12 protein-coding genes are annotated in these 20,150 nt (G+C 63.9%); 5 read left to right on the forward strand and 7 right to left on the reverse strand.

Annotated elements, in window-relative coordinates:
* Window positions 1-68 precede the first annotated feature (68 nt).
* The 4 genes from QQM37_RS06530 to QQM37_RS06545 all read right to left on the reverse strand — a co-directional run bounded on the left by QQM37_RS06530 (window position 69) and on the right by QQM37_RS06545 (window position 5,454).
* Window positions 69-2,285, reverse strand: coding sequence for an endo-beta-N-acetylglucosaminidase (locus QQM37_RS06530; RefSeq protein WP_285725803.1), 2,217 nt, complete (start codon window positions 2,283-2,285; stop codon window positions 69-71).
* Window positions 2,286-2,340: 55 nt separating this feature from the next.
* Window positions 2,341-3,213 (reverse strand): carbohydrate ABC transporter permease, encoded by an 873-nt coding sequence (locus QQM37_RS06535; RefSeq protein WP_285725804.1) that lies wholly within the window; start codon window positions 3,211-3,213, stop codon window positions 2,341-2,343.
* 1 nt (window position 3,214) lies between these two features.
* The gene (locus QQM37_RS06540; protein WP_285725805.1) at window positions 3,215-4,093 is read right to left on the reverse strand and encodes a carbohydrate ABC transporter permease; all 879 of its coding nucleotides are present in this window, start codon (window positions 4,091-4,093) and stop codon (window positions 3,215-3,217) included.
* Window positions 4,094-4,179: 86 nt separating this feature from the next.
* Window positions 4,180-5,454 (reverse strand): ABC transporter substrate-binding protein, encoded by a 1,275-nt coding sequence (locus QQM37_RS06545; protein ID WP_285725806.1) that lies wholly within the window; start codon window positions 5,452-5,454, stop codon window positions 4,180-4,182.
* Window positions 5,455-5,688: 234 nt separating this feature from the next.
* Between QQM37_RS06545 and QQM37_RS06550 the strand changes: the two genes are divergently transcribed.
* Window positions 5,689-6,777 carry a LacI family DNA-binding transcriptional regulator gene (locus QQM37_RS06550; protein WP_285725807.1) on the forward strand — a complete coding sequence of 363 codons (1,089 nt, stop codon included), beginning with the start codon at window positions 5,689-5,691 and terminating at the stop codon, window positions 6,775-6,777.
* A gap of 188 nt (window positions 6,778-6,965) precedes the next feature.
* Complete coding sequence (locus QQM37_RS06555) at window positions 6,966-8,225, forward strand: glycoside hydrolase 5 family protein (protein WP_285725808.1); 1,260 nt, start codon at window positions 6,966-6,968, stop codon at window positions 8,223-8,225.
* Here QQM37_RS06555 and QQM37_RS06560 read toward each other — a convergent pair.
* Entirely contained in the window at window positions 8,209-8,673 is a 465-nt protein-coding gene (locus tag QQM37_RS06560; RefSeq protein ID WP_285725809.1) for an aminoacyl-tRNA deacylase, read from the reverse strand. The two genes, QQM37_RS06555 and QQM37_RS06560, sit on opposite strands and share 17 nt — an antisense overlap.
* A 57-nt stretch (window positions 8,674-8,730) precedes the next feature.
* Entirely contained in the window at window positions 8,731-9,921 is a 1,191-nt protein-coding gene (locus tag QQM37_RS06565; protein ID WP_285725810.1) for an acetyl-CoA C-acetyltransferase, read from the reverse strand.
* Window positions 9,922-10,150: 229 nt separating this feature from the next.
* Here QQM37_RS06565 and QQM37_RS06570 point away from each other — a divergent pair, with 229 nt between their 5' ends.
* The gene (locus QQM37_RS06570) at window positions 10,151-12,034 is read left to right on the forward strand and encodes an HSP90 family protein (RefSeq protein ID WP_285725811.1); all 1,884 of its coding nucleotides are present in this window, start codon (window positions 10,151-10,153) and stop codon (window positions 12,032-12,034) included.
* An 11-nt stretch (window positions 12,035-12,045) separates the two neighbouring features.
* Window positions 12,046-14,934 (forward strand): hypothetical protein, encoded by a 2,889-nt coding sequence (locus QQM37_RS06575; RefSeq protein ID WP_285725812.1) that lies wholly within the window; start codon window positions 12,046-12,048, stop codon window positions 14,932-14,934.
* Window positions 14,935-15,206: 272 nt separating this feature from the next.
* Here QQM37_RS06575 and QQM37_RS06580 read toward each other — a convergent pair whose 3' ends face one another.
* On the reverse strand, window positions 15,207-15,770 hold the full coding sequence (locus QQM37_RS06580) for a TetR/AcrR family transcriptional regulator (protein WP_285725814.1): 564 nt from the start codon (window positions 15,768-15,770) through the stop codon (window positions 15,207-15,209).
* A gap of 370 nt (window positions 15,771-16,140) precedes the next feature.
* Here QQM37_RS06580 and QQM37_RS06585 point away from each other — a divergent pair, with 370 nt between their 5' ends.
* Window positions 16,141-19,635: an isopeptide-forming domain-containing fimbrial protein gene (locus QQM37_RS06585; RefSeq protein ID WP_285725815.1), complete on the forward strand. Its 3,495-nt coding sequence runs from the start codon at window positions 16,141-16,143 to the stop codon at window positions 19,633-19,635.
* The last annotated feature ends 515 nt before the right edge of the window (window positions 19,636-20,150 follow it).

Below are 20,150 nucleotides of genomic sequence, written 5' to 3' on the forward strand. Positions count from 1 at the left end.
TGCGGGGCCCCAGTCGCTTAACCGGATGTCTACCAGTACCGGATCTCTACCAGCTCGGAGATGCTGGCTCAGAGCTTGATGCCGGTGACCGCAGGCGCGGAACGGGTGCCGTCCTTCGCGATGGCCTCCAGGGTGAAGTTCAGCCGCCCGGAGGTGGGGACGGAAATGCCCTCGGCAAAGAAGCAGTCCCGATGGCACCGACCTAACCACGTCTTGCCTTCGCCACTGCCGATCAGGAAGACATCGTAGGCATAGGCATCGCCGGCGAGGTTCCAGTCGAAGAAGACCTCGGCTCCCTTCGCAGCGGCCCGCGCGGAGACCGTGAAACCCTGGGGCTTGGCAGGCTTGGGACTGCTGCCCAGCCGGACATTGCCCAGATTCAGGGCAAAGGCCGCCGGGCCGGACACGCCCAGACTCACACGCGCCACCCGGCCCTGCACCTGACCCAGCGCAGCGCTCAGGATGGTCCAGCCGTTGCGGGAGCCGGTGACCTTCAGCGGGAGGCGGACGGCCGTCGTCGGCTGACTCCTGGGCGTGAGCAACAGGCTCAGTGCAGGGAGCGTGCCTGAGCCTTTCACCGCGATGCTCACGGTGTCTGTCGGGGCGAAGGTGAGATCCGTTTTGAACAGGTGAAGAACGGATTCTGCGGCCGCCGCGCTCTGCAGTTTCAGCGAATGTGCGCCCTCCCAGACCACGGATTCATCCAGCGAGATGTCCGTGCTACCCGTGGCGTTATCCACCCAGTACTGCCAGCTCAGCGCGGTATCGGCGATGCCCGCGTTGTTCCAGGGGCGGTCGGAGACCTTCTCCCCGGCCAGGGTGAAGGAGGCGCCGACGCCGATGACGAAGTTGGTGTTGATCGGCAGCGAGGCATAGGGGGACTTCTCCACCACCGAGTGGGCCACGCCATCGAAACCTGCCGTGTTCCAGATATTGCTCCGGTACGGCGTCGTCGGCTGGGAAAGCCGCCCACTCCGCGCGGGATCGCCCATCGGCCCGGACCAGAACTTCTGCTCCAGACCGCGGTACAGCGAGCGTCCATAGACCGTGCGGGTGGTGCCGTCCTGCGTTCCACGATTCCAGAGCTCACTCGGAACAAAGATGCCCCAGCTCACCGGCGGCTTCTTGCCCGGATGGGCCAGATCGCCAAAGATCTCCGAAGGGTTGAAGCCACCCTGCTGGAACTCCGTGGTACCGAAAGCGACCTTCTTCGGATCGAAGCCCAGGGCGCTGACCGTAGCCGCGCTCCTGGTCAGATCCGGATCAGGTCCGTTGGTACCGGAGGTGCCCCAGCCGCGCAGCCAGCCGTAGTTCATGAAGATGGAATCCATCAGCGGCTTTTCCGGGGTGCCCAGCCAGTCGACATTCTTGTTGTTGATCATGTTCTGGTAATCGAGCTCGCCGTCGGAGAGCATCGCATCGTAATACTGCAGGTAGCACTCCGGGTCTTTGGACTTGAGGTAGGCCATCATGTCCCGGAACGCCTGCGCCTCCGCACTCGGGACGCCGCCCTCCTGGTTGAGGAAGTAGCCGTCAAAGCCGAAGTATGTGCGGATTTCGATCATCTTGTCCGCCACCGGGTAGCTACCGTCGGCGTTCTTCACCACGAAGTCGGAGAAGCTGGCGTTGCGCGGCCAGAACCAGCAGCCGATCGAGCGTGCGCCGTTCTTATGGGCGGCCTCGGTCCAGCCGGCATCGGGAATCTCCAGCACGCCATAGGTGCGGCCGGAGGCATTACGGTCCACCACGCTGGCCTCGGGCACCTGGGGGGTGAGCTGGCCGTGCCAGCTGGAGAAGACGTCCAGATACTGCCAGTAGCGGAAGGTGTAGACATAGGCCTCATCGCCGATGGCACGGGCACGTTCGTCGAAGATGCTGCCCCGGTAGTCGCCGTCGATCATCAACAGCTGGGTGGCCGGGTCAAGAGTAGGGTGCGCCTGAGTGGCCGCGAAGGCGGGAATACGTTCGGCGCGGGGAATATGGCAGACGAAGTGTTTGGCGTTGGGGTCGGTGGCGGGGCTCCAGTTGACGATGTCCGCCGCGAGGAAGCCGTGACTTGCCGGCCCCGCAGGGATACCGCCGCTCCGGTTGCCCGGCAGCACGGCACCCGGTGCCTGTGGATCGACGGGCTGCGGTGCGTCTGTGGCGAAGGCGGCAGTCGCCGTCGCCCCCAGCACGGTCGGCGCAGCCACGGCGCCCGCAGTACCCAGCACGCCGTAACGGATGAACATTGCCCTGCTCAGGCCCGGGGTGGTGGCGGGGACTGGTCGTAGTTTTCGTACCATGGACGCTCCTTGTATCGGGTGAGAGAGGCCGCACCGTGCGGCGGGCCCCGGAGGATCAGCCCTTGACCGCGCCTTCTCCGACGCCGCGGAAGAACCAGCGCTGGACGGCCACGAAAACCACCGCAATCGGGATGAACGCGATCATGGCCCCGGCCGCGATCAGCCGCGGATCATTGCTGAAGGTGCCGTGGAGATACTGCAGGCCGAGGGTAAGGGTGAAGTTGTGCGGGTTAGTCAGCACGATGAGTGGCCAGAGAAAGTCATCCCAGGATCCGATGAAGGCCATGATGACGATGATGGCCAGCGTGCCCTTGACCGCAGGAAGACCGATGAAGCGCAGGCGCTGCCAGACGTTGGCCCCATCGACGATGGCGGCCTGGTCGATTTCGGCGGGGATGCCGCGGAAGGCGTTCCACATCAGCAGCACGTTGAGCATGCCGATCATGCCGGGGAGGGCGACGCCGAGCAGTGTGTCGGCCAGCCCCAGCTGCTTGACGGTGACGAACTGGGCGATGATGGTGGCCTCGCCCGGCAGCACCATGGTGGCCAGGATCAGGCCGATCACCACGCCCCGGCCTTTGAACTGGAGCCTGGCCAGTGCGAACCCGGCCATGGTGCAGCCCACGACGTTACCGAGGATCACCACGATGGCGACCACTACCGAATTGAGGATGTACTGCGGAACGGGGATGGCGCTCCAGACCTTGGCGAAGTTATCCAGAGTGGGCGCCTGGGGGAGCAGACTCAGCACCTGGTTGTAGATGTCTTCGCTGGGAGATTTCAGCGCGGTGGAAAGCTGCCAGAGGAAAGGCCCGATGCTGATCACCAGGACGAAGATCAGCAGGGCATACCGCAGAACGTATTCGCGGGGCGAGACGCTGGTGAAACCGCGGCTACGGCGCTTCCTGGGCGTGGAGTGGGTGCTCATCTCAGGCCTCCGACTTTCGGTTCTGCCGCGCCAGGATCAGCATCGGGATCAGACAGATGAAGAAGAGCGCCACCGAGAGAGCGGAGGCATAGCCCAGATTGCCCTGGATGCCGCGCGCGTACTGCTGGATGATCATCACAAAGCTGGAGGCCTGGCCACCAGGACCGCCGGTGGTTCCGGTCAGGAGATACGGTTCGGTGAAGATGCGCAGTGCCGAGACGCAGATCATGATGGCGACCAGCGTCATCGAGCCTCGGACGCCGGGAACGGTCACTGACCAGAATCTGCGCCAGCTGCCCGCACCGTCGATGGCGGCAGCCTCATGCAGGTCCTTGGAGACATTCCCCAGGGCGGCAATGTAAATGACCATGTAGTAACCCAGCCCCTTCCAGACGGTCAGGCTGATGGAACTGAAGACGACCAGCCAGCGGTCGGTGAGGAAGGGCAGCGGACCTTTCAGCCAGCCGAGGGCTTCGACGATGCTGTTGATCACGCCTCGGTCATCCAGCATCCAGGACCACAGCAGCGCCACCACCACCGCACTGGCGACCACCGGAAGATAGAAGGTGGTGCGGAAAAACGTGATTCCGGGCAGCTTTTTCTCCACCAGGAGCGCGATGCCCAGCGGCAACAGCGTCAGAAGCGGCAGGCAGACCACCATGTAGACCACCGAGTTCAGCAGGGCGTTGGCCAGTTGGGGGTCAGTGAAGAGGTTGGTGTAGTTCTGCAGACCGACCCAGCGTTCTGTGCCGCCGAGAGGCTTGGCATTGGTGAAGGACATCCGGATCGTATTGAGTGCCGGCCAGAAGCTGAAGACGGCCAGCCAGATCAGGGCGGGGGCCACGAGCACCCAGGGGGTGTATCGACGGTGTGAACGCATAGTGGGCTTTCTTGTGAGCAGAGTCTCCCGAGGGTGGAACAGGAGGGCGCCGCGGATGGGGGGAGTCCGACGGCGCCCTCCCGGGCCTATTGCGCGGCGAGCAGCTTGTCGATCTGTGCTGCTGCGTCGTCGAGCGCCTTCTTTGCGGAAACGTCACCCTTCATGGCCAGCGACATCTGCTGGTTCAGGATCTTCGCCATCGCGTCGTTGAATTCCACGGGGGAGAGGACCTTGGCGTTCTGCAGTGATTTGAATGCCAGAACCTTGGCATCACCTGCCGGAGTGCCGTCGCTCTTGCTCAGCGAGGGGTCGCTGGCGGAGGCGGTGGTGCTGGGGAAGGTGTTGGTGAGGTTGGCGAACTCCAGCTGGTTCTCCGGGCTGAGCAGGTAGCTGGCGAAGGCCACGGCCGTCGCCTGATTCTTGCTCTGCTTCGCAATGGCCAGTCCCTGGACATACAGCGGCGGCTGGTCGTTGAGGGCCGGGCCCATCACGATGCTGCCGGTCAGGCTGGGATTGTCCTTGATGAAGCTGCTGTAGGCCGGGCCGCCACCGGTGGTAAAAGCCACCTGGCCCTTGGTGAACAGCGCGGAATTGCCCAGATAGTCATCGTTGAGCACCGCCGAGGGGTAGTAACCAGCCTTGTAGGCGTCGATGTACTTCTGCAGTAGAGCGGCCGCCTGATCGGTATTGAAGGCCGATTTAGTCCCGTCAGCATTGAGGATCGGCACGCCTGCCCGGGCGAAATCGCCCACTCCGGGCTTGGAGCTCATCAGGAAGTTCTTGCCGCCTGAGGTGTCATGCATGATCTTGGCCTGGGCGATCTGCTCCTCCACCGTGGTGGGCAGCTTCTTCGGATCCAGACCGGAAGCGGTCATCTGAGCGCCGTTCCAGTAGCTGATGTCCGTGTTCAGGTACCAGGGCAGGCCGTAAATGCCGTCCAGTCCCCGGTATTTGTAGGAATTGAGAGCCCCTGCCACATAGGTCTTGTCGAGATCCTTGATCACGGAGGACACATCCAGCAGGGCGCCGGACTTCGCCAGAGCCACACCGAAATCCGGTGGGATGTTGACCACGTCCGGCAGGGTGTTGGTGCTCGCCTGGGACACGACCTTATCGGAATAGCCGTCTCCTGGCTGATCGAGCAGCTTGACCGTCGCCCCGGGGTATTTGTCCTGGAATCCCTTGATGACCTTGTCCAGATAGGGCTGGAACTTGGGGGTCAGGGACCAGGTCTGCAGGGTGATTTCACCTTTGATCTCACCTGTTGCAGCGCTGCCGGAGGAGCTGCCCCCCCCCGAACACGCCGTGAGGGTCAGGGCTGCGACGGCCAGCGCCGCAGCGGCGGGAATGAGTTTGCGCATGTACTCTCCTGATTGCCAGGGGCGCTCAGCCGAACGGCGGTCGCCCTTGATAAATCGTTATAGTGACACTCACAAAACCATCAAGATCTGTACTTGTCAAGGAAGTTTTGTGGCACCGGTCACAAGCTGGTGGGGTGCCAGTAGGCTGTCGATGGCGGATTCATGGGGGTTTTGTGGGGTTCGCGGCGATGAGTTTTTGCTCAGTCGTAGGTCATATTTCCGGGAGGAGTGTGCATGGTACCCAGGGGGAAGGGTGCGAACGGTGAGGGAGCGACCCAGCGGGCCCGGCTGGAGGATATTGCGGCCAAAGTTGGGGTGTCGAAGGGTGCAGTGTCCTTTGCGCTCAACGGCAAGCCGGGGGTCAGTGACGCCACCAGGGCCCGGGTTCTGGAGGTCGCAGCGGAACTGGACTGGGGGCCGAACAGCGCTGCCCGCGCGCTCGGCGGTGCGGGAACGTCCGTCATCGGACTGGTTCTGGCTCGTCCCGCCAAAACCCTTGGCGTCGAACCATTCTTTGCCGAGCTCACCTCCGGCATTCAGGCGGCACTGTCCGAGCGGGGCTTCGCTGTCCAGATGCAGATCGTCGAAAGCCTTGAGGCGGAGATAGAGATTTACCGCCGCTGGTGGCGCGAGCATCGAGTGGATGGCGTGATCATGGTGGACCGACGCCCGGATGATCCGCGGATCGAGGTGGTCAATGGACTGGGGATCCCTGCGGTGATGGTGGGCGGACCGGGGGAAGAGGGGCAGATTCCCACGGTGTGGGTGGATGACTGGGAAGCCATGACCTCGATCGTCGACTACCTGGCGGCGCTGGGGCACCGAAGGATTGCCCATGTGGGTGGCGTGCCGGAATTCCTGCACAGTCAGCGCCGGATCGACGCACTGGAGGCTGCACGGCATCGCCTGGGCCTGCCCGAACTGTCGTCCGTAGTGACTGACTTCAGCGACCAGCAAGGCGCCTCCGCCACCCGCCGATTACTCTCCGCCAGCGAGCGGCCCAGTGCGATTGTCTTCGACAATGACGTGATGGCGCTCGCCGGCCTGGGAGTGGCGATGGAGATGAACATCGCGGTTCCGGCCATGTTGTCGATCGTCTCTTTTGACGACTCGTTGTTGACCAGCCTGACTCATCCGGCCATCACGGCGCTGAGCCGGGACACGATCGACTTTGGATATCGAGTTGCCCTTTTGCTGCTTGAGTCTGTGAAAAATCCGCCACCGACCGGAGGTGCCAGAAGCCAGCGGCTGCCGACGCCGACACTTCAGGTGCGCGCCAGCACCACCGTGGTGCCGCGGGAGTCTGGTTGGGTGAGTGAGTGACTGGCTGGGTGGATGATATGAACGGCGCGGCGTCGTCCGGACGATCGGTGATGGTGCGCAGTACGCACCATTCGCTATAGTGAGTCCCCAATGCACTAAAACGGATTAGTTCCTAGACTGATGGCCTGGATTTTGCGATGGGGCTGATCACGGGAATGCAGGAATAACCAGGAATAGAGGATCAACGAGTGGTTCCGGATGCTGTCCCCACCCCCCGGTTCGGGGCAAACTACACCCCGGCGAAGGGCTGGTTTCACCATTGGCTCGACTTCGACCTGGCTGCCGTCGAACGTGACTTCGATGCCCTGGCGTCGCTCGGCATCGACCATCTGAGGGTTTTTGCGCTCTGGCCGTACTTTCAGCCCCACCGTGGCCTGATCCGCGAGCAGCCGATCGAGCAGCTGCTCAGCATGGTCCGCGCTGCGGCAGACCGCGGCATGGATTGTTCGGTGGATGCCCTGCAGGGCCACCTGTCCAGCTTCGATTTCCTACCCGCCTGGGCCAGGACCTGGCACCAGGGCAACCTTTTCACCGACCCCCGCATCCTCGAAGGGCAAAGCAGCTATCTACGCGAGCTGGCCTCCGCCCTGGCTGCGGAACCCACGGTGCTGGGCATGAGCCTGGGCAACGAATTCAGCCAGTTCGCCTCGCCGATGCATCCGGACCGCGAGCAGCTCAGCCGGGCACAGGCCGATGACTGGCTCACCACGATGCTTGCTGCCTGCGAAACAGGTGCGCCCGGACTGGAGCATTGTCACTCTGAGTACGACGCGGCCTTCTTCGACCCGAAACACCCCTTCACCCCGGCATCCACCGCTCGCCATGGTGCGCTCAGCACGGTCCATTCATGGATTTTCAACGGAACGGCACAGCGTTACGGCGGCCTGAGCGAGCAGAGCGTCCGGCTGGCGGAGTATCTGATCGAGGTGGCCCGCGGCTGGGCAGTGGACCCACATCGGGGCATCTGGCTGCAGGAGATCGGTGCCCCGGCACCCCATATCAGCGCGGCGGAGGCGGCCGAGTTCACCGAACGCTCGCTCCGTCATGCGCTGGACTGTGAAGGCCTCTGGGGCACCACCTGGTGGTGCTCACATGACGTGTCCCGCGAGTTGCTGGACTTCCCGGAACTCGAGTACAGCCTCGGCCTGCTGGACAATTCCCAGCAGATCAAGCCCCAGGGTGAGGTCTTTGCTGAGATGGCCCGCCAGAGCCGGTCCGGAGAGCTCCCGCTGGCTGCACCCCGGAGCACCGCGCTGGTACTGGACGTAGGTGACGAGGTGGAGGCCCCCGGGCGCGCTACCTGCGCACCGGGAGGAGAGTTCTTCGAGGCGTGGATGTCGCAGGCGATGGCGGGCGCACGTCCCACCGTGGTGCTTGCTTCCCAGGCGGACGACGCCGAGCTGCTGGCTGCACGGGGCATTCAGGAACTGATCAGGCCGGGTCGCTGATATCCGCCAGGACCGCGCCAAAGGACGTGACCAGCGCATCCGCGTCCACGAAGGCGCTGTAGCCGTGGGCACCGGCCCCGAGTGAGATCCGGCGTCCGCGGATCGAGGCATCCGCATAGACCGGCCAGCCTCCCTCCGCGCCAATGGGTGTGATGGTGCCACGCTCATAGCCGGTCGCCGCCAACGCCACCTCTGCGGACGGCATCGAGAGCTTGTTGACGCCGACCAGCTCGCGGAGTTTGGGCCAGGAGATCTGCCGGTCGCCAGGGATCAGGGCAAAGAGGAAGCTGCCATCCTTGTGCTTGACCACCAGAGACTTCACGATCTCTGCCGGGGTGATGCCGAGAATATCCGCTGCCTGTTCCAGACTGTCCGCAGGTGCGCGTTCAACCACCTGCACGCTCAGACCGCGAGCCTGGGCGTCGCGCAGGAATCGTTCATGGCTCATGGACAGTCTCCTTGAAATGATGGGGCCGGCGTTGCAGGGGCCTCGCGGCAGGCGAGATCAGTCCCGGTACAGCAGCAGCGCCTCGCCCTGGCCGCCACCACCGCACAATGACACCGCGGCCTTTCCGGTGCCGCGGCGGCTCAGCTCCAGGGCTGCGTGCAAGGCCAGCCTGGCTCCGGACGCACCGATCGGATGGCCCATCGCGATGGCTCCGCCATGCAGATTGGTCCGCTCCAGGGGATAGGCCAGATCTTTCAGCGACTGGACGGCCACCGCACCGAAGGCCTCATTGATTTCAATGAAATCCAGATCCTCCGTACTCCAGCCCGCGCGCTCCAACGCCTGCCTGATGGCATGGGATGGCTGGGAATGGAGCGAGTTGTCCGGCCCGGCAACCTGCCCCGGTGCGCCGACCACCGCGAGCCAGGGCAGACCGAGCTCCTCCGCATGAGCGCGGGTGGTCAACACCAGGGCCGCTGCCCCATCAGAGAGTGGCGAGGAGTTCCCCGCGGTGATCGTCCCGTCCTGGCTGAAGGCCGGGCGCAGCGTCGCCAGCGTCTCTACGGTGGTCTCCGCCCGGACGCCCTCGTCCTGGCTCACCACCACCGGATCACCCTTGCGCTGCGGCACGGTCACCGGCGTGATTTCGGCGGCGAACACGTCCTCGGCCTGAGCCTGAGCGGCCCGCTGATGCGATGCCGCCGCCACCTCGTCCTGCGCCTTGCGGCCGATGCTCAGCACGGTGTTCTTCTGCTCGGTGGAAGTGCCCATCGACTGGCCGTCAAAGGCATCGGTCAGGCCGTCGTAAGCCACCGAATCGATGGCGGTGAAGCTGCCGTAGTTCCAGCCGCTGCGTGAACCCGGCAGCACATGCGGGGCGTTCGTCATGGATTCCTGGCCGCCGGCGACGACGATTTTCGCCTCCCCGCTACGCAGTAACCGGGCGGCATCGGTGACGGCTGCCAGCCCGGACAGGCAGACCTTGTTCACGGTCACCGCGGGGGTTCCCCAGTTCAGGCCGGCGCGGATGGCTGACTGCCGGGCCGGGTTCTGGCCGCAGCCAGCCTGGACCACCTGGCCCATGATGACGGCATCGACCTGCTGCGCGCTGACGCCGGCCTTCTTCAGTGCACCTTCAATGGCGAAGGCGCCGAGTGCCACGGCGGGAAAACTGCCCAGCGAGCCTTTCAGCTTGCCGAAGGGGGTGCGTGCTCCACCCAGAATGACCACATCATTGGGGTTACTCATCGAAAAGGGTTCCTTCTCTGATCATCCGGGTCCACGGTCGGCCTCCCGGATCACGATGTCCTAGGATTCCAGCTTACTGCCCAGTAATTACCCACCAGTAACTTTTTCTGGTGCCGGCCCGGCGGGAACGGTTCGCCGGGAACCGGGGCGCTCCGGCTATCGTTGCAGGGACACAGTACCCAGCCCGGAACACCGGGCATCCGCGCCGAATCCCGAGAGGCACAGATCTATGAGCGAGGGCATTTCACCGCACGGCGAGGAGCTGCCTTTCCAGGTGGATCTGCGGGGCGTGGTGGATCTGCTGAGCCGTCATATCTACTCCACACCGCAGGTCTTTCTGCGGGAACTGCTGCAGAACGGCGTCGATGCGGTAGCAGCGCGTGCACTTGAAGAGCCCACTGGCGGTGAGGGCCTCCCAGCAGGCCGGATCACTCTGAACGCCTCAGACGGCGTCCTGACCGTCACTGACAACGGGGTGGGGCTCACTCTGGAGGAGGCCGCCCAGCTACTGGCCACGGTCGGCCGCAGTTCCAAACGGGACACCGTGCTCAACCTGCAGCGGGACGACTTTCTGGGCCAGTTCGGCATCGGACTGCTCAGCTGCTTCCTGGTCACCGATCGGATCGTGGTCCGTTCACGCAGCGCTCGCGGCGGGCAGCCCCTGGAATGGTGCGGTTCGGCCACCGGGACCTTCACGCTCAGAGCGCTCGATGCCGAGGAGGCCGCCGGGCAGCCGGTGGGAACCACGGTGCGGCTCGAAGTGGCGCAGGGAACAGTGGGCGATTCCTCGCTGCTCTCCGCCACCAGCGTCCGGAAGCTGGCGCTGCGCCATGGCAGGTATCTGCCGACCGTCATCGAGCTTAATGGCGAGCAGCTCAATCAACGGCCGGTCTTTCTGTCCGGAGCCCGGACCGGCTCGGTGACCGACCATGAGAATGCCCTGCGGGAGCTGGGGTCCGGACTTCTCGGGGCGGCGCCGCTGGACGTGATCCCGCTGGACATTCCGGGCACCGGCACGCAGGGAGTCGCCTTCATCCTGCCGTCGGCTCCGCCGCCCTCAGCGCATCAGGCCACGGCTGTGTATCTGGGCCGGATGCTGCTCAACGAACGTGTCGATGATCTGCTGCCGGACTGGGCGTTCTTTGTCCGCTGCGTGATCAATACGACCGGTCTGCACCCCACGGCCTCGCGGGAGCAGCTGGTGGAGGACGCCGCACTGGAATTCACCCGGGAGGAGCTCGGCGGGATTCTCAAGCGATGGATTGTGCAGATCGCCACCACGGCGCCACGAAAATTCGATCAGTTCCTGAACGTCCATCAACTGGCCCTGCAGTCCCTGGTGTTGCATGATGAGGAATTGGCCCAGTTGCTGCTGCCGTGGCTGAGTCTTGAAACGAACCGGGGCAGGATGAGCTGCCGTGAACTGGTCGATGTCGCGCTCGAATCCGCCGTGACTGTGCGCTACACCGACACCGTGGACGAGTTCCGGCAGATCGCCGGGGTACTACCCGCCGGGCAGCTGGTGGTCAACGGCGGCTACACCCATGACAGTGACCTGGTACGACGCCTGGCGCAGCTGAACCCGCAGCTGGAGGTCTCCCGGATTCAGGTCACCGAGGTACTGGACGAGCTCCAGACGCCGCCCCTGCAGGAGCGGGAGGCGACGAATGCGCTGGAGCAGCGGGCCGAGGCGGCGCTGGCCGAGGTCGAGTGCGCGGTCTCAGTGCGGCTGGTGACCCCGAAATCGCTGCCAGCGCTCTATGTGGTGGATCCGCAGGTGCTCCGCCGGATGGAGCGTGGCAAGGCCGCCGGAGTGGCACCGACCTTCTGGGCAGGAATTCTGGCGGATCTGGACCGGCAACTGGGTATTTCCCAAGATGACGCCGCACAGCTACGCAGTCGACTCTGCCTGAACTGGGCCAGCCCGCTGATCCGTGAGCTGGCCTCGGTCGAGGAGGATCTCGTCTTCGACCGGACCATCCGGCTGCTTTATGTCCAGGCCATGCTGGAGGGGCATCGGCCGCTGGCCGCCAGCGATCGAGCCCTGCTGACCTCTTCACTGACCGACCTGATCCACCTCTCCGCAGGTGCCGGGTCATGGCAGCAACCCTGAAAGGACCCCAGATGACCACGCGGGAAGAGCTCGAGGACCTCCTGGAGCAGATCCACTCGATGCCCTTCGGCCCCCAGGAGATGGCGCTGGTGCAGCGTGTCGTGGCGGAAGCGGATGAGCTGGGGGCAGACGATCTCAGCTATCTGGCCAGACTGCACCTGCTTGGATCGGCCTCGATGACCGGCGACACGGAGGCCGTGCTGACCTCCTTCACGTGGTGTCTGGGCAAGCACGATGCCGACCCGGTGGCCTTCCCCTATGAGGTGGAGGGCTACGACCTGCTCTGGTACTTCAAGCACATGTCCGGCTACTTCAGTGCGAATCCGGGCTTCTCCCTGGCGCAGCTGGGGCAGATGCTGGACGAGATGGAACAGCGGTATCGTGCAGCTGGCGTCGGGATGTCCGGGGTCTGGCAGGCCCGGTTCTCCGCCGCGCAGGCCACCGGCCACCTGGCCGAGGCGGGCCGGATGCGTCAGGAGCGGGACGGCATCGCCCGTGACAACTACAGCCATTGCGAGGCCTGTGTGCGGGCCGGGGACATTGACTATTTCGAGGAGCTGGGCCAGCCGCAGGAGGCGCTGAGGCTCTATGACGAGATCATCGAGCAGGGCCTGAGTTGCGGTGATGAACCGGAATCCTGCGAGTCCGGATCGCTGCTGAGGCTTCTGCGGGCTGGCAGGCTGGAGGATGCGAGCCAGGCGCATCTGCGCTCCTATCGTGGCGCCCGGAACAATCCGGATGGCTTCCCGATGATGTGGCACCACCTGCTCTTCTGTGCCGTAACGGGCAATGAATCGCGGGGTCTGGACATTCTGGAGCGTACCCTTCACGGGCTCGCTGAGGATCCGCTCGACCTGCGCCGACGTTTCCATGCCCTGCTTGGCTATGGGGTGCTCCTGGACGCGGTGAGTCGCGCCGGTCACGGAGACCTTCCGATCCGTGCTGCCGATGCCGCCGCGCTGGTGCCCGTACTCGGCGTGGCACCGGAGCCGAGCGTGGCACCGGAGCCGCGCGTGAACCCGACCAGTGTGGACCCGGCCACCGGGTCTGCTCCGCGGAAAGGCTTCACGGTGCGCACCCTGGCCGAGGTTGCCTGGCGGGGGGCCGAGGAGTTGGCCAGCCGCTTCGACGCCCGCAACGGCACGGAGTACTTCTCCGCTCAGCTGTGCCGGGCCCGGGATCTGGCGACTGAACACTATGATCTGCCGATTGCCGGCACCTCCTTTGTCAGTACGGAGCTCCCGGTGCCTGCTCAGCCGGTGACCTCGGCTCAGTGGCTGGAAGCTGCCTACATCGCTTCCGGACTGAAGAACGATCCCGAGGAGGCGGTCGCCGCCGCCGAACGAGCGCTGGCTCTGGCGGAGAGTGCTCTGGAGAAGTCGCGGGCAGCCTCTCTTCTGGCCAGTTCGCTGGTCGATGCCGAGCGTGTGCCGGAGGCCGCGGGGATTCTGAGCCAGCGTGGGCCCTGGTTGCGTGAACTGGACAACGCGCCGGAGGCGGAGCTGGAGCAGCGGCTGGGACTGCTCTTGTATGGCACGGCCACAGCGCAGGACCTGCCACGGTTGCGTCAGGAACTGGTGGAGATGCAGGCGCAACCGGCGGCGGAACCACTGGTTGCCGTCGCGGGAACCCTGAGTGTGCTCTGCTGGCAGCAGGGTGAGGTCGAGCAGGCCCTCGAGTACGGTCGGATCGTTGTCACTGGGGCGCCCCGCCTCGCAGAGCCCGAGCGGACGGTGGCTCTGGAGGCCGTTTACGGTGCGCTTTTCGCCGTTTCCGGCGATCAGGATGCGGTCGAGGAGTCGGGGCCTCTGCTCGAGCGTGCATTGCGGGACGAGAGCCTGCCGGCTTCCTATCGGGCCACGGCGCTGAGGGCGCGCGCTCAGGTGCATGGCCAACGGGGGGAGTTCAGTGAAGGTGCTGCGCTGGCGGATCGCCGAGTGGACCTCTGCCTGGCTGCCGGGGCCCGCCGCGAAGTGGTGAATTCGCTGATGCTGGCTGCCGCTCTGTACAGCGATGCAGGCCAGGACGAGCTGGCGGCATCGCGCGCCCAGCAGGCCTTCCGGCACGGTGAGCTGGCGGAACTCGGTGAGGCGAACCTGACCGGCATCCTGTTCAAACAGGGGCAGTATCAACTCTGGTCCGGGCAGAGCCTGCCTGCCATGGAGACCTTTGATCGGGTGCGGGAGCGCGAGGTGGCGGCGGATGAGCCTGCCGAATCTCTCGCACAGACCCTAGTCTGGCTGGGCCGGGCAGCGAATGCCTCGGAGGTTCTGGGCAGCGCCTACGCGGCCTGGCGTGAGGCGATCGAGCTGGCGCAAACGGCGCAGCGGGCCGATGTCGGCGCCATGGCGGGCGTGGATCTGGCCAATCTTCTGGTGATGGTGGAGCATCCCGAGGCCGTGGAGGTCGCACTCCAGGCTACTCAGGATGCCCGGTTGAGTGGTGCAGAGCAGCTGCTGGTTCAGGCGCTGGATGTACTGGGCAGAGCGCGGGCAGCAGCGGGGGATTCTGAGGGGCTACAGAATCTTGACGAAGCGATCGGGATCGCTGCGGCGCAGCAGGCGAACTGGAAAGTGGCTGATCTGCGGTTCGCCAAGGGCCGAGCACTACTGGCACTGGGGGAGCCCGATGCCGGCGCCGTTGAGTTGTTCAACGCCGCGGATCTCTTCGCGGGGGCGGGTGATCTGCCAGCGGCCTCGATGGCCGAGCTCGGCGCGGGTCGCGGCTACGCCGCGGTGGAGCGCTGGGAGGAGTCGTTGACCTCGTACCGGGCCAGTCTTGACCGGATTTCCGCCGGAAGCGAGCAGCACACGGGTATCTCGCTGGAGTTTGCCGAGTTACTGGAGGGCCGCGGGCTGCGCGCTGAGGCGACCGCCGTCCGGGCCGCGGTGCGTAGCTGAGCCGAGTGTTGATGTTGGTAGAGATACGCCGGGGCGCGATGCGTGTGCGGGGGAGCTACACTGCATCGCGCCGGGCCAGGAAACCCCGGCCGCATTCTGGCCGTCCGGGGGTCGGGTGGTCGTGCCAGAATCCGGCAACCTTCAGGATGGAAGGTGCATTCCAAGAGCGCAGACGAATCTTCTGGCCCTCGGTGACAGAGTAGCATTACTGCATTTGAGTGCAAAGTTACACTCAAATGCAGTAAAACTTCGAGGTGGCGACCTCGAGGCCCCTACTCCTGCAAGGCGGCTGCGCGGAGCAACGCGATGGCGGCGGGGATGTCCTGAGCCTGGTCGGCCAGGTGTCGCCCGGACCACAGCTCCAGGATCATGGCGAGGGATGCGGTTGCCAGCAGTCGCTCCCGCGTGCCCGGTTCGGTCAGGTTGGAGTCTCTGGCAATTCTCCTGGCTAGCCAGTCCGCACCTTCGAAGAGCTTTTCCTCCTGCCGCACTCGGAGTACAGGGTTGTCGGCGAGCGCCCGGCGTACCAGGTCGTCGCCGGTCTCATCCTCGATCTGCACCTCGCCCTTCAGGAAGGATTCAAGGGCTTCGAAAGCGTCTCCAGTAGTGGCTTCAAGGTGGTGGTGCAGTCGCTCCAGGATCGCATCCAGGGGCGCCACTGCGATATCGATTTTGTGCGGAAAATACACCGAGACAGTGCGCAGGGATACATCGGCTTTGGTGGCGATCATCGCGAGGGTGGTGCGGGTGTACCCCTCCTCGGCGAAGAGTGCCAGTCCGGCGCGGACGATCGCTCTTCGAGTGGCTAGTTTTCGCTTCTCGCGATGCCCGGTCATGTAGTCAGGCTAGTCCGCAGTTCTGTAGAAGTGTAATTTTGCATTCGAGTGCAAAAATGTGGTGGAGAGTGAGTCGCCTTCGGAGCCACATATTGCATTAAGATGCAAAAATGCAATATAGTGCAGAAACTGAGGGCGAGGGGGACGCTCGATGCCGGGCAATTGAGCCATCAGGAACGATCCGGCTGAGCAGAGGACGTCGGACCCTGTGACATGACTCGGCCGTATGTGGTCGGCAATCACTATGAGGAGAGCGATGTATTCATTACTCAGACGTTTCGGCATCGTGCCGCGTGCGCGACACCTAAGGAGACACCTTCGAGGGCGGCCTGTGGCAGGCTTGGCTGCGCTCCTAACCATGCTGTTAGCGGTGCCTGTGGCATTGCTAACGCCGCTGGCGGCCAACGCGGCTACGCCGGTCTACCAGCTGACGGGAACGTGGCTGAACCCGCCTGCTCAAACACAGCGGGGGGATCTGCTGGCTAGCGAGTGGCATCTGAACGTCAATGATTCGGTCAATCCGCCGTCCAATGCCCCGGTGGACAATGTCACCTTCTCTGCCACCGTCGCGAGTGGTGTTTTTGCCTCGCTGCCCAGCATCTGCTCCGGGACCGGTTCGGCGATCAGCGCCGATGGTTCGACCTTGACCTGCAACGTGGGCACACGGAACATGGGTACTGCTGTGGTGGTCCAGACCCCGGTTCGCGTCACTGGGAACACCGGCAGCGCAGTATCCATAGCCGGCAGTGTTGGTGGCGTCAAAGCAGCGCTTCCGCCGATCCCGATCAAAAACACCTTCGGTATCGATATGGTGTGGGGCCAGCCCACGCCCTGGAACGACCTTGGCGGCGGCTTTCGCTACACCAACTTCCCCTTCACGCTGAACCTGCTCAAGGGATCTGACGCGGGCCCGGACAGCGTGACATACCACCTCACGCTGGATACCTTGACAGGGGCGACGCCGGGAATGGGCGTCATGGCGACGCAACGCTATCAGAATGGTGCAAGCTGCTTCCCGTATGATCCAGGATCGGGTGGGGCCGATTTGCATCCCTTCTCGGCGGGTGCGTCTCCAGCGCAGACGGCACCTTTTGTGAAGTCCTGCACGCTGGTGCAGACGGGCCCGACCACTTACACCATGACGCTGACCGGCATTGACTACTCCTTGCGGCAGGTGCCAACGTTGGATTCAACGGGGAAGGCCTTGCCTGCTGGTCAGGTTGCTGTTGCCTCAGGACTGATCGGCTTCCAGTGGCCGCTCACTAACTCGGACGCCGTGACCTTGCGACTCACTGGCGATTCCCCGACCTACACCGCGGCAACCGGTGTCGTGGCCCAGGACGATCCCAGCAACAATGTCGAGACCAAGGTGATTCCTCCGATCGGCGGATTCGCCGCGGGATGGGACCGCGGGTATTCTCACTCGGGCGGCAGCTACTGGGATGACAACTACCGAGTCTCACCTGGTAGCACTGTTCAGAGCGCCGCCTGGACCAAGGACTTTGGGAATGGGCAGCCTATCGCTCCGACGGCAATGGTTGGTGTGTGCCAGTTCATCGACAACAGGTATGTCACTTATCAGGACTCTCAAATTCTGACACAAGGTGGTGCGATCTTAGACACCACAGGAATGTCCCTGGAGTACTACGTCGGAGCGGCCGATGCTGCTGATCCGAACGCACTCAGCTGCAATCAGGGAGGGGCAGATCCGGGTGCCACAGGTTGGACCACGACGCTCCCCACTGACCTGAGTGCCGTGCGGGGCGTCAGGGTACAGGCGCCTATGTCGCTGATGCAGCAGCGGATGACCGCGGAGGTGGACATCCACATCCATGCCACAGTTAACAGCAATGTCGCCACAGGGCAGGACGTCTGGACCTTTGGTTCGGAGCGCACTGGTGGTAGCAGCTGGGTCGATCCCGGCCGCGACACCAATGGCAGTGGATTCACCCCAACACCCAACGCGCAGTACCCCTACACCACTGGCACCCGGGACATCTTCCGGGTTGTCGCGGCCGTTGGAAACATCGCTAAATCCGCCTCACCGTCGACATTGAAGGGCGGTGATCAGGTCACCTATACCTTGACATACTCGGCTGCGCGATACGGGGCTCCAGCTGGGACCACCCTGGACGGAGTGGTCATCACGGACACGCTGCCGACCGGCCTCACGTACGTTGCGGGGTCGGCAAGTCCAGAGCCACAGGTCAACGGTCAGGTGCTCACCTGGACACTCAACGGGGTGCCCTACAACGCTGATCAGGCCCTGACATATAAAGCGACCGTCCCTGCGACGGCCGTTCCGGGTTCCGTGCTGACCAACAATGTCGGGTTGAAGGTTCCTGGTGACAACCGCGACCCGGCCACAACTCCCGGCCTGAATGCCCACGCAGACGTCACAGTGGCAACTGACGCTGTCACGGTGATTGGTAAGGTTGCCGATTCTCCGTTCATCCCCAACCCGGACGGAACGGGGAACGGCCCGGGCTCCTGGACCGTGACCCTCAAGTCCCAGGATGCGCAACCGCAGTCCTACACGGACATTATCGACGTCCTGCCCTACAACGGTGACGGTCGGGGGACGACGTTCTCTGGCACCTACCAGGTCACCGATGTTTTGCCTGATGCTTCAGGTGGCACCGTGTACTACTCGAGCGCTGCCCCGGGAGGCCTCAGCGATGATCCCGCGGATCCCTCCAATGGTGCGGCAAATAGTGTTGCTGGCAATACGGTGGGGTGGACCACGACCAAACCGGCCAACGTCACGGCTATCCGCGTGATTGCAGGCACCCTCAACCCGGGGGCCATCCGGACCTTCCAGGTGAAGATCGCAACCCAGGGGGCCAAGGGCTACGACCAGTACGTCAACAGGGCTCAAGGCCGTGCAAGTCACACCCAACTGGTGATGCGCACCTCGGCAACCCTGACCATTGCCCCCTACAACTCGGCAAGTCTGAAGAAGTATGTTCAGGACAAGCAAGGAGTGTGGCATGACGCAAACGATCCCTCGGATTACCCGACGTTTGCCGTAGGGGACACTGTGGTATTCCGTCTGGTGATTACCAACACCGGACAGGGCACCTTGACCAATATTGTGGTGAAGGACGATCTATACGCCGACTGCGGGTTCACCGTGGCATCGTTGGCGCCCGGCGAGGAGAAGTCCAATGAGTGCACTAGGCAGGCCGTCAAAGGAACCACTGTCAACACGGCGTCCGCCACGACGGATGTACCTCCTGTCGGACCGCCGCCGGTCATCCCTCCTGATCCTGCGGGCTACACTGCCTATCCCAAGCCAGTGCTGACGGTTCAGAAGACCTCTGACCCGGTATCGGGGAGTGAAGTCAAGGGTGGCGACAGCATCAAGTACACGGTGACGGCCACGAACGCCAGTCAGGACAAGGATGCGGTGCTCACTACCGTTACCCTCACTGATGACCTCTCCAAGGTTCTGAACAGTGCGTCGCTGGTGCAGGGTTCCCTGGTGGCGACGCTCGATGGTCAGCCGGTTGCGGCGCCCGCCGTGACAGGCACGACGCTGAGCTGGACCGGTGGCCCGCTTGCTATGGGCAAGAGCGTGGTGCTGACCTACCAGGTCACGGTCAATGCCGACGTTGCGCCTAACAGCACGCTACTGAATGCCGTGGTTGGCCATGGCACCTCGCCCGGGGGGAAAGTGGATTCCAACTGTATGCCAGGTGGCAATGATCCGCGCTGCTTCACCACACAGAACACCCCGGGTGTTCTGGCGAGTACCGGTAGCGAGGTGCTGGTGCCCTTGGCTTTGGCTGGGATTCTGATCCTGAGCGGTGGACTCACCGTGATGGCGACCCGATCACGCTGGACGGCCCGTCGAGTTCGCTAGGTGGAAGCTAACGTGTTCCGCACCGAGAGGTAGTTCACGTTGACCCCAGGTTGGGGCGTTGCATCGGATGTTACAACGCCCCAACCTGCGTTAACCTGCCGGGCCAGCTTGCCGGTGTAACCCGATCCCGTGCTATTTGTGGCTAGCGGTTCCGACTGGGCTCGGGGTTGAGTGTGCACTTTTGCAGAGTGATATTCCGAATTACTCTGCAAAAGTGCACACTCAACCCCGAGAGCGGCTCTGGTGAGATAGTCCGAAGGCTCCGAAGTGGATCGGTTCCAGATAGGTCTTATGCCGAGCCAACATGTCATGCCGTCCACCATGCGAGACCCAATAGGTGCAGGTCCTCTGACTGAGGCCCGTTTCTGCCGGGCGCCGGCAGCAGCGGGAGGCCGCGAGGGGCTGCAGAATCTGGATGAGGCGATCGGATTTGCGGCGGCGCAGCAGGCGGCCGGGAAGATGGCCGATCTGCGGTTCGCCAAAGCGTGGGACCCACTGGTTCTGGGGGAGCCCGA

This window comes from Psychromicrobium xiongbiense (genome assembly GCF_030271165.1).
Taxonomy (GTDB): domain Bacteria; phylum Actinomycetota; class Actinomycetes; order Actinomycetales; family Micrococcaceae; genus Renibacterium; species Renibacterium xiongbiense.